Annotated in this window: 9 protein-coding genes and 1 pseudogene; 8 read left to right on the forward strand and 2 right to left on the reverse strand. The window is 61.5% G+C overall.

Annotated elements, in window-relative coordinates; translation table 11 throughout:
- Nucleotides 1-52 precede the first annotated feature (52 nt).
- Nucleotides 53-1,333: an outer membrane beta-barrel protein gene (locus Q8N19_RS05575; RefSeq protein ID WP_305588608.1), complete on the forward strand. Its 1,281-nt coding sequence runs from the start codon at nt 53-55 to the stop codon at nt 1,331-1,333.
- Between the two features lie 119 nt (nt 1,334-1,452).
- Nucleotides 1,453-3,711: a polysaccharide biosynthesis tyrosine autokinase gene (locus tag Q8N19_RS05580; protein WP_305588609.1), complete on the forward strand. Its 2,259-nt coding sequence runs from the start codon at nt 1,453-1,455 to the stop codon at nt 3,709-3,711.
- A 22-nt stretch (nt 3,712-3,733) separates the two neighbouring features.
- Here Q8N19_RS05580 and Q8N19_RS05585 read toward each other — a convergent pair whose 3' ends face one another.
- A complete protein-coding gene (locus Q8N19_RS05585) occupies nt 3,734-4,015 on the reverse strand; it encodes a hypothetical protein (RefSeq protein ID WP_305588610.1) in 282 nt (93 codons plus the stop codon).
- Nucleotides 4,016-4,276: 261 nt separating this feature from the next.
- Between Q8N19_RS05585 and galE the strand changes: the two genes are divergently transcribed.
- From galE to Q8N19_RS05615, 6 genes are all read left to right on the forward strand, one after another.
- Nucleotides 4,277-5,272: a UDP-glucose 4-epimerase GalE gene (galE, locus tag Q8N19_RS05590; RefSeq protein WP_305588611.1), complete on the forward strand. Its 996-nt coding sequence runs from the start codon at nt 4,277-4,279 to the stop codon at nt 5,270-5,272.
- 151 nt (nt 5,273-5,423) lie between these two features.
- Complete coding sequence (locus Q8N19_RS05595) at nt 5,424-6,143, forward strand: sugar transferase (protein ID WP_305588612.1); 720 nt, start codon at nt 5,424-5,426, stop codon at nt 6,141-6,143.
- 84 nt (nt 6,144-6,227) lie between these two features.
- On the forward strand, nt 6,228-6,971 hold the full coding sequence (locus tag Q8N19_RS05600) for a 3'(2'),5'-bisphosphate nucleotidase CysQ (RefSeq protein ID WP_305588613.1): 744 nt from the start codon (nt 6,228-6,230) through the stop codon (nt 6,969-6,971).
- A gap of 56 nt (nt 6,972-7,027) precedes the next feature.
- Entirely contained in the window at nt 7,028-8,257 is a 1,230-nt protein-coding gene (locus Q8N19_RS05605; protein ID WP_305588614.1) for a glycosyltransferase family 4 protein, read from the forward strand.
- A gap of 39 nt (nt 8,258-8,296) precedes the next feature.
- Nucleotides 8,297-9,379, forward strand: coding sequence for a GDP-mannose 4,6-dehydratase (gmd, locus tag Q8N19_RS05610; protein ID WP_305588615.1), 1,083 nt, complete (start codon nt 8,297-8,299; stop codon nt 9,377-9,379).
- Nucleotides 9,369-10,328 carry a GDP-L-fucose synthase gene (locus Q8N19_RS05615; RefSeq protein WP_305588616.1) on the forward strand — a complete coding sequence of 320 codons (960 nt, stop codon included), beginning with the start codon at nt 9,369-9,371 and terminating at the stop codon, nt 10,326-10,328. Before gmd ends, Q8N19_RS05615 begins: the two co-directional genes overlap by 11 nt.
- Before the next feature lie 321 nt (nt 10,329-10,649).
- Here the strand turns inward: Q8N19_RS05615 and Q8N19_RS05620 are convergent.
- Nucleotides 10,650-10,865 (reverse strand): annotated as a pseudogene (locus Q8N19_RS05620) (transposase); the annotation flags it as partial.
- Between the last annotated feature and the right edge of the window lie 173 nt (nt 10,866-11,038).

An 11,038-nucleotide genomic window follows, 5' to 3' on the forward strand; every position in this document is an offset into this window, starting at 1 on the left:
CGCGGCCCATGAAACTAGGGGTATTCCCGTGACAGCGGACAAGAGAGTCCTCATGGCCGGGGCGGCGATTGCGATTGCCGCCGGTCTCACCAGCCCGGCGGCCGCTCAGTCCGCTGGCCGTATGGCGGCAGCAGCTGACGCCCAAACGAATTTCGCTCGCGACCGCAATGTTTCGGTGATGCAGCGCCCGCGCGACGGCTACCAAGCTGTTGGTCTGCGCATGGGCGCCTTCATGGCCTATCCGAAGCTGTCCTTGGGCGTTGAGCACAACGACAACATCTACGCCACCGACGGCGGCGAGACCGATGACCTGATCTGGCGGGTCGCCCCGGAAATCTCGATCTCCTCGGATTGGTCTCGGCACTCTCTGAACGCCTATGCGCGCTCCTCGATCCTGCGCTACCAGGATTTCGACACCGAGAATTCCGAAGACATCTCGGTCGGCGCCGCGGCGCAGATCGACATGCAGCGCAACAGCTTCATCACGCTTGGTTTCGATTGGGCCGATCTCGTTGAGCCGCGGACCTCTCCGAACGCGGTTCTGGGCGCCGTCGAGCCGACTGAGTACGAAACGACGGCGGCCCGCGCAGCCGTCAGCCATGAGCTGAATCGACTGCGGCTTTCTGGAGGCTATGCCTTCAAGAGCTTCGACTACGAAGACGGTCGCAACCCCGCTGGCGGCCCGATCACGCAGCAATATCGCGACCGCGATGAGCATGTGATCACCGCGCGCGCTGACTATGCGGTGAGCCCAGCGACGGCGATCTTCCTCGAAGTCAGCCGCAACGTGCGCGACTATCGTCTCGCCCGCCCCGCTGTGACGCTGGTGCGGGATTCTGAAGGCACCCAGGCGCTGGTCGGCTCGAACTTCGAACTTGGCGCCACTGCGCGGGGCGAAATCGCCGTCGGCTATCTCAGCCAAGAGTATGATGATCCGACCCTGAGCGACATCGATGGGTTCGGCGCCCGGGCGCAGGTGGAGTGGTTCCCCACCCAGCTCACGACGGTGACATTCACCGGGTCTCGGACCATCGAGGAAAGCGCCTCCCCCGGCTCGGCCGGTTACACCTCGGCCAATCTGGGCGTGAAGGTTGACCACGAACTCATGCGTAACGTCATCCTCACGGGCAATGTCTCGAAGGGGAAGGATGACTATCAAGGCATCACCCGGGAAGATGATCGTTTTAACGCAGGGGTCGGCGCTACCTATCTGCTGAACCGTCACGTCGGCGTGACGCTCGCCTACAGCCACATGGAGATGGATTCCAGCGGCGTCGGCGGGCAGGACTTCAAGGTCAACAAGGTCGGCGCGACGCTCGCTCTCCAGTTCTAGTTTGATCGGCCGGATCCAATCGGATCCGGCCGTTTTCCTCCCGGCGTCTTTCGGCCTTCACTGGCCTCTGGCTTGCAGACCGGCAAAGTGGCAAGGCCTGTTTCGGGACAACAATTTCCATGAATGCTTTCTCCCATCCCTCCGCCGACCCCAACTTTGAGGAGGCCGGAGGAATGCCGGGCGGCCATCGCGCCAGCGGCGGGCTGGCCGATCAGTTTGATCTGCGCCGGCTCTTCAACATATTCCGGCGCCGTGTTCGCCTGTTCGCCGCCGTCGCCGCCCTCGTCTTCTTGGCGGCCATCTTCATCACCTTCACGGCCACGCCGATGTATACGGCGACCGCGAATGTGATGCTCGATACGCGTCAAGAGCGGGTAGTCAGCGCTGAGGCTGTGCTATCGGGTCTATCGGCCGATTCAAGCGTCGTCGACACCGAGGTAGAAATCCTGAAGTCGCGTCGCCTCGCCGAGCGCGTCGTCAATGCGTTGCAGCTCTCGCAAGACCCGGAGTTTAACGCTGAGCTGGCACCGCCGAGCGTCCTTTCGAACATCAAGGATTCTGTCCTAGGCGTGTTCGGCGCGGCGAAACCCAGGGATATCCCGGACGACCCGATCGCGCAACAGAAGGCTCAAGAGCGCATTGTGGACGCGGTGCTCAGCCGACTGTCAGTGCGTCGGGCGGGCCTCACCTATGTGATCAATGTCAATTTTGAGTCGGCGAGCGCGACCAAGGCTGCCACCATCGCCAATAAGTTCGCCGAGCTTTACTTGCTCGAGCAGCTTGAGGCAAAGTTCGACGCCACACAGCAGGCTAATACCTGGCTGAATTCGCGCCTTGAGGGGCTGCGCCAGCAGGTCCTCACCGACGAGGCGGCAGTCCAGAACTACCGCATCGCCAACAACCTCCTGAGCGCCGCCGGCACGAACCTCACTGAAACTGAAATCTCCAACTACAACATGACGCTCTCGCAGGCTCGCGCGCAGGTGGCTGAAGATGAGGCACGCTTGAGCACAGCCCGGAGCCAACTGGCCCGCGGGTCCTCTGGCGATGACCTCGGGGAGGCGCTGAGCTCGCCGGTTATCCAAAAGCTGCGGGAACAGCGGGCAACCGTCTCTGCGAAGGTCGCAGATTTGCAGGGCCGCTATGGGGAGCGACATCCTGAAATGCTCACGGCTAACCGGCAGCTGACTGATATCGACGCTCAGATTCAGGCCGAAATCCAGCGCATCATCTCCAACCTTGAAGCCAAGGTTCAGGTCTCGCGCCAACGCGCTGGAGCAATTTCTGGCAGCCTGTCGAACGCGCGCGGCACGCTGGTGGGCAACAACCAAGCCCAGGTCCGGCTGAACGAGTTGGAACGTACCGCAGAGGCTAGCCGCACCCTCTATGAGAGCTACCTGAACCGCTACAAGGAGACGAGCTCGCAGCAGGGCATCGAGCAGTCCGACGCGCGCGTCGTCTCCTCCGCCACCATCCCGACCGGCCAAAGCTCGCCGAAGGTGCCCTTGAACCTCGCCTTGGGTCTGGTGCTAGCCATGGGTTGTGGCCTTGGTGCTGTGGTTCTCGCCGAAATGCTCGACTCTGGCCTGGCGACGGCGGAGGATGTGGAACATCGCCTCGAGGTCTCCTACCTCGGCGCCGTGCCGCTCCTGGCCTCGGTCGCCGAAGGCAAGGCCAGCTCGCCCATCGACTATGTGATCGAAAAGCCGCTCTCTAGCTTTGCTGAAGCCTTCCGAAACCTGCGGGCTTCTGTGATCTATTCCAGGCTTGGTGAAGGCGTGAAGGTGGTTGCCATCACCTCCTCCCTGCCCGGTGAAGGCAAGACCACGACCTCGGTCTGCCTGGCCCGCTCTGCGGCCCAGCAGGGCCTCAAGGTCATCCTAGTCGACTGCGACTTGCGTCGACGCTCAGTGAACCGCTTGTTTGGCGCAGAGCCTGCCCGCGGCCTGATCGAGGTCCTGGCCGGCGAAGCGACGCTGGACGAGGTCCTGACGGTCGATCAGACAACCGGCGCTCGCCTGCTGCCGCTCGCCAAGTCCAGCATGACGCCCAAGGACGTGTTCGGTTCGGCGGCCATGGACCGCCTCCTGGAAGAGCTCCGTCGCACCTACGATCTGGTGATCCTGGACACGGCGCCCGTACTTCCCGTCGCGGACACCCGGGTTCTCGCCCCGAAGGCAGACGTGGTGGTGTTCCTGGCTCATTGGCGCAAGACGCCGCAGCACGCGATTGAAGCGGCCTTCCGGCTTCTGTCTGGGACAGGCGCCCATCTGGCAGGCGTTGCGCTCACTCAGGTCGATATGAAGCAGCAGGCCAAGTATGGCTATGGCGACCCCGGCTACTACTACGCAGAGTACAAGAAGTACTATGTGAGCTGATCCAGATCGGCGGTCCGCGAGCTCAGCCGAGCGCGCGGGCCACCAGCTGGAAGAGTAGCGCTGTGGCGATCCAGAAGGCGCTGCAGGTTGCGACCACAAAGGCCAGGGTTCTGCGGGCCGACCAGTTATCCTGCGGCGCCGCCTCGAGCGAGCGGCGCAGATGGTCCTGGAGCCGCAGGGCCGGACTTTCGGCGCCGAGATCACTCGGCGAAGCCAGTCTGGCCGACCAGAGCGCAGGCTCCGGCGAGGCAGCGTCAGGTGTTGCGACCGCTTCTGCGGTCAAAGGCTTGAGTTTGGCGCCCACGTCCGGTTCCTCCCGAAGGTCCAGGAGGTGATAACAGGTGGCGGCTAACAAACTCTCTCTGCGCGAAGACTCTCCTGATCTTTGCGGCTTGGGCTCACAAGTGGACGCTCGCGGACTTCGATCGCCTTCGCGCCGCATGGGAATCACGACGACTCATCACGCCCTCGCCCGAAGAGCGGCCCTCTCAAATTTGTCTTGGTCCTGTCGTCATGGCGAGCGGACCGGCGGCTAAACGGCCTAGGGGTGAAAGTGGAAAGTAGCATGCCGACGGTCTTGGTCACGGGAGGCGCGGGCTATGTGGGCTCGCACACCAGTCTTCGCCTGGCGGAGGCCGGGTTTCTCCCCGTCGCCTATGACAATCTCAGCAATGGGCATGCCGAGTTCGCCCAATGGGGCCCGCTGGAGGTCGGCGACATCCGTGACGCCGCGCGCCTGGACGAGGTCTTCGCCAGGCACAGACCCGTGGCCGTCCTGCACTTTGCGGCCCTGATCGAGGTCGGCGAGTCGGTGCGTCACCCCGACCGCTTCTACGACAACAATGTCTCCGGCGCCCTGACCCTAATCGACGCCGCCCGCCGGGCCGGCGTCGGCGCTATGGTCTTCTCCTCGACCTGCGCCACCTATGGCGACCCCCAGCAGATCCCGATGGACGAGACCCATCCGCAAGTCCCGCTCAGTCCCTATGGCCGCACCAAGCTGATGGTCGAGCAGGTCCTGAGCGACCTGGACCGCTACAGTGGATTTCGGTCGGTCTGCCTGCGCTACTTCAACGCCGCCGGCGCCGATTTTGAGGCTCGCATCGGCGAGTGGCACGATCCGGAGACCCACGCCATTCCGCTGGCCATCGCTGCGGCCATGGGCGCAAACGCCGGCTTCAAGGTTTTCGGCCGGGACTATCCGACCCGGGATGGGACGGCGGTTCGCGACTATATCCATGTCCTGGATCTGGCCGACGCCCATGTTCGTGCGCTGAAGCATCTGCTGGCGGACGGCGAAAGCGCCGCCTTCAATCTGGGCACCGGGACCGGCTGCACGGTCCAGGAACTGGTCGACGCCATAAGCGCCGTATCGAGCCGCCCGTTCGAGGTCACCGACGCCCCGCGTCGGGAGGGCGACGCCCCTGCCCTCGTCGCCGACAACCGCAAGGCCCGCGAGGTGCTCGGCTGGGCGCCGCAATATGGGCTGAACGACATCCTCGACAGCGCCTGGCGATGGCATACGGAAGGCCTGCCCAGGCTCAGGAGCGCCGCAATATGATGAATTCTTGCCGCACCGCACACTTTGGGCGCCTGCCTAGCTGGCGCCTGGCGCGTTGAGCGCCAATAAGTTCTTTCCACCTCGCGTTGAAAGGGCTGGATGGCCCTAAATTCGCAGGGTAAAGACCGCGACAACCGTAGGGGGCTGCATCGTGTTTCTTTCCGGGACGAAGGACATCGCTCTTGAGAGTACGGCCCTTCCAGGCCTGGGGGAGTATGGGCGGTATTCTGCGACCAAGCCGCGCAAACTAGCTCATCAGCTCAGCCTCGATCTGTGTCGGTTTCTTGACATCCTTATCGCCCTGTCTGTTTTGATCTTTATCGCACCACTGATGCTAGCCATTGCGATGATGATCCGCGCCCAGGACGGTGGCCCTGCGCTCTTCCGCCAGAGCCGGATCGGCGAAGGCGGCAAGGCCTTTAAGTGCCTTAAGTTCCGCACCATGGTGATCGACGCCGAAGCCCGGCTCAACGCCCTGCTGGCCCGCGATGTTGAAGCCCGCAAGGAATGGGAAGCCGACCACAAGCTGCGCAATGATCCGCGCATCACGTCGCTTGGGGCCTTCCTGCGCAAGTCTAGCCTCGATGAGCTGCCGCAGCTTTTTAACGTGCTGAAGGGCGAGATGAGTCTGGTGGGACCTCGGCCCATCGTGGCCGCTGAGGTTCCGCGCTATGGTCGTTGGTTCCCATATTACTGCGCGGTCAAGCCGGGGGTCACAGGCCTATGGCAGGTGAACGGCCGCAACGATGTCTCCTATCACCGCCGGGTGGCCTTGGACGTGTTGTACGCCAAGACCATCGGTGTCCGTCGCTACGTCCAGATCATGGCCGCCACGGTGCCGGCCGTGCTGATGCGCAGCGGTTCCTACTAGGCCAACTTATCTCACCTGTTTTATGCGACTTGGCGAAACCTATCGCCAGCGCCTCAAGTATCGCCGGGAGGAGCCTGGCTTCTGATGTCGCAAGCGTACAGCCTATCGGATGACGCCCGTCTGGCCAGCGCCCTGGCAAGTCAGGCTGGCCAGCTTCTTCTGTTGGCCCGAAACCAGACTATGCTGACCGGCAAGTTCCTCGGTGGGCTTGGCGACGCCGTCGGCCAGGGGTTCCTGAGCCATAGCCTTTCGGCACTTCGCCCCCACGACGCGGTCCTGTCCGAGGAGGCCGCCGACGACGAGAGCCGCCTGGGCCGCTCCCGGGTCTGGGTTATCGACCCCCTAGACGGAACCCGGGAGTTCTCCGAGGGTCGCGACGATTGGGCGATTCACGTAGCCCTGTGCATCGACGGTCATCCAACCATCGGCGCCGTCGCCCTCCCCGGCCTGGGCATGGTGCTCGACACCGCCACCCCACCACCCATGCCAGACGCACCGGACGGCCTGAAGATCCTGGTTAGCCGCTCTAGGCCCCCTGAGGTCGCCAGCCGCGCAGCCGAGATCCTGGGCGCCGAGCTCGTCCCCATGGGCTCCGCCGGTGCCAAGGTGATGGCCGTGGTCCGCGGCGAAGCCCACGCCTATGTGCATGCCGGCGGCCAATACGAGTGGGATTCAGCCGCCCCCGTGGCGGTCGCGCTGGCGGCAGGCTTCCATGTCTCACGGCTCGACGGCGCGCCCATGGTCTATAACCGCAAGGACACCTATCTCCCCGACCTGGTCGTCTGCAGAGCAGAGCTGAAGGACCGGCTCATGGCGGCGGTGGGCTGAGCCATGAAAAGCCACCTCACTGCTGGCGTCGTCTTCGATAGCTTCAGAGTTCAATCATGCGCATAGCGGTCCACGATTACGCAGGGCACCCGTTCGTGTTTGAACTCTCACGTCAGCTCGCACGCGATGGGCATGAGGTCATGCACCTCTTCTTCGAAGGGGATCCAGGCCCAAAAGGCGCAACTCAGCGCAAAGCATCGGATCCCGATAATCTCTCGATTGCACCGGTTCAGATTAGGAAGCCCTACAGAAAAGACAAAATGTTAGTGCGCCGCGCTCAAGACATTGAGTACGGACGAAATTGTGGCGACGCTATAATTTCATTCAAGCCAGACATCATTATATCTGGAAACACCCCGATTGAGAGTCAGAAACGGTTGGTTTCAGCTGCGAAAAAAATCGACTCTGCATTTGTATTCTGGATGCAAGATTTCTATAGCCTAGCAATTCGCGAGCTGATTGGGAAGCGAATGCTTGGTGCTGGAGTGGTCGTCGCAGCTATCTATGAACGACTTGAAAGGTCTCTCCTTAGACGTAGCGACGCTGTCGTCATCATCAGCGATGACTTCATCTTTGGGCTCGATAAAATCAATGTTGATCACCGTAAATTTCACATAATAAACAACTGGGGAGCAATTAGTGAAATACCTATTGTCGAAAAGAACAACCCCTGGTCAAGGCGGATGGGACTGGATTCTGAATATGTAATTCTCTATTCAGGGACGCTTGGACTAAAGCACGACCCCATGGCAATTTGTGCTATAGCCGACCATTTCGCAACAGATAAGAGTGCTAAGGTGGTCGTATCGGCGGTTGGCGCTGGCTTCGATGCTCTCAGGTCAGAGCTACATTTAAATCCACGACCAAATTTGATACTCAACGGGCTGGAGCCAATAGAGAATCTCCCAGATATGCTCGGAACAGCAGACGCATTCATCGCTCTTCTAGAGAATGACGCAGGAAGATACTCTGTCCCATCTAAGGTCTTGAGCTACCTTTGCGCTGGAAGGCCAATTATACTCTCAGCCCCTGCATCAAATCTTTCCGCAAAGATCGTCCTGGAAGCAGGTGCCGGTCGAGTATTTGAGCCTGGAGACCATCAGGCCCTTGTGGCTGCGGCCGAAGACCTAAAGCGCGACGCGCACATCCGGCTGGCCATGGGCGCTGCCGGCCGCCGTTACGCGGAGAATTCATTCGATATAGAAGCCATAGCAAAACGGTTCACCAGCGTCTTCGAGGCCGCGCTTGAACATCGCCATCCGCGGAAGCTGGCTCCAACGGAATGAAATTCCTTGTATCTAATTTGATCCTGACTTGAGGACGAGATGACTGAAACTTCTAAGTCGAAACGCAAGGTCGCCCTGATCACGGGTGTCACCGGGCAGGACGGCGCTTATCTGACAGAGTTACTCTTGTCCAAGGGCTACGTCGTGCACGGGCTGAAGCGGAGATCGTCTTCGTTCAATACTGGGCGGATAGAGCAATTCTATCAGGACCCACATGAGGAGGACCAGCGCCTGATCCTGCACTACGGCGATCTGACCGACTCCACAAATCTGATCCGCATCGTCCAGCAGGTGCGTCCCGACGAGATCTACAACCTCGCCGCCCAGAGCCATGTGGCGGTCAGCTTCGAGACCCCGGAATACACCGCCAACGCCGACGCCGTCGGCACCCTGCGCCTGCTCGAGGCCATCCGGATCCTGGGCCTGGAAAAGACCACCCGCTTCTACCAGGCCTCTACATCCGAACTTTACGGCCTGGTGCAGGAAGTGCCGCAGAGCGAGACGACGCCCTTCTATCCCCGCAGCCCCTATGGGGTAGCCAAGCTCTACAGCTACTGGATCGTGGTGAACTACCGCGAGGCTTATGGCATGCATGCTTCCAACGGCATCCTGTTCAACCATGAGAGTCCCCTGCGCGGGGAAACCTTCGTAACCCGTAAGATCACGCGCGCGGTGGCAGCCATCAAACTGGGCTACGAGGAGCGCCTCTATCTCGGAAACATCGACGCCAAGCGCGACTGGGGCCACGCCCGGGAATATGTCCGCGGCATGTGGATGATGCTGCAGCAGGACGAGCCGGACGACTATGTCCTGGCCACTGGCGAGACCACGGTGGTCCGCGACTTCGTCACCGAGGCCTTCGCCCAGACCGGCGTCACCCTGCGCTGGGAGGGCGAGGGCGTGAACGAGCGCGGCCTCTGCGCGGAGACTGGCCGGGTCTATGTGGAGATCGACCCCCGCTATTTCCGCCCCACCGAAGTCGATCTGCTGATCGGCAATCCGGCCAAGGCCAAAACCAAGCTCGGCTGGACCCACAAGACCAAATGGCAGCAACTATGCGCCGAGATGGTCGCCGCCGACCTGATCACCGTCGCTAAGGAGCAACGCCGAAATGCCGAGTGAGGTGATCTACCCCCTCAAGGGCAAGCGTATCTGGGTCGCCGGGCATCGGGGCATGGTCGGCTCGGCCGTAGTGCGGCGTCTGGCGTCGGAGGACTGCGAGGTCCTGACCGCCGGCCGCGACCAGCTGGACCTGCGCCGCCAGGCCGAGGTGGAGGCGTGGATGGACCAGGCCCGCCCCAACGCCGTCATCCTGGCCGCGGCCAAGGTGGGCGGCATCCTAGCCAACGACACCTATCCCGCTGACTTCCTGTATGAAAACCTGATGATCGAGGCCAACATCATCCACGCCGCCCACCAGGCCGATGTGGAGAAGCTATTGTTCCTGGGCTCATCCTGCATCTATCCCAAGGAAGCACCCCAGCCGATCCCCGAGAGCGCGCTGCTTACCGGTCCCCTGGAGCCGACCAATGAGTGGTACGCTATCGCCAAGATCGCCGGCATCAAGCTGGCCCAGGCCTATCGCCGCCAGCACGGCCGCGACTTCATCAGTGCCATGCCCACCAACCTCTATGGCCCCGGCGACAATTTCGACCTGAACACCAGCCACGTGCTGCCGGCCCTGATCCGCAAGGCCCATGAGGCCAAGATGGCCGGTGCCGACCACATCACGATATGGGGGACTGGCACGCCGCGCCGGGAATTCCTCAATGCTGATGACTGCGCCGACGCATGCATATTCCTTATGAAGACTTATTCGGATTTTGAGCACGTCAATGTCGGCTCGGGTGAAGAGCTGACGATCTTGGAGCTAAGCCAACTAGTTTGCGATGTTGTCGGCTTCAAAGGTAAAATCATTATCGACGCATCAAAACCAGACGGGACACCACGCAAACTAATGAGCGCCAATAAGCTTAGAAGAATGAACTGGTCGCCACGCATAAGCCTGTATGACGGCGTGACTGACGCATACCGTTGGTTTCTTAAGTCGGGCACAAGCCAGTTGAGGTGACGATCAGCTCCTCAAGCCGATCTCCAAAGCACGATTTTGCTGCGCTAGAATTTTCCGCGCTGCCACCTTGCCGCCGACCTTAGACCGGCTGGGGCCGGGCCTTCTTTCCTGTTCAGATCTACTCCCAGAAGACTGAACCGGTTCTCCGAGAGCCAGCGAGGATGCATTACGCCGCTGAGCCCTATCGCTCAGCGCTTGACCGACGAAGGATCACGCCGTCGATGAGCCTGCTGCTGGGACAACGCTCGGATGGAGAACTGCTCCCAAGCGCTCTGACCTTGCCCCAACCTTGGACCAGGCCGGGCCGGGATTTCTCGCCGGTCAGGCGTCGGGTGGGCCATGGGTCCCGGCGCCCTTCATCAGCTCGATCGGGCACTTGTCGCCAATCGCGCTGTGGGGACGATTTTCGTTGTAGTCCCTACGCCAAGCCTCGCATTTTGATCGGGCGTCGTCGAGGGACATGAACCAGGCGGTGTTCAGGCATTCGGCCCGGACCTTGCCGTTGAAGGACCCCGCAAAGGCGTTGTCCGTCGTACGCGTCCGCTGATGACCGCCTGTTGAGGTCGAGGGCTGGGGTCTAAGTTCCGGGCGTGGGCGGCATGGTGTCCATTGAGGGCTTAGTGGACACGATGTCGGCGTTGGTTAGCGTGGATCCTGATGCGACCGGCAAGGCCCGCAGAAGGCGGCGTCGCACATGGAGCGATGAGGAA

The organism is Phenylobacterium sp., assembly GCF_030693405.1.
Taxonomy (GTDB): Bacteria; Pseudomonadota; Alphaproteobacteria; order Caulobacterales; family Caulobacteraceae; genus Phenylobacterium.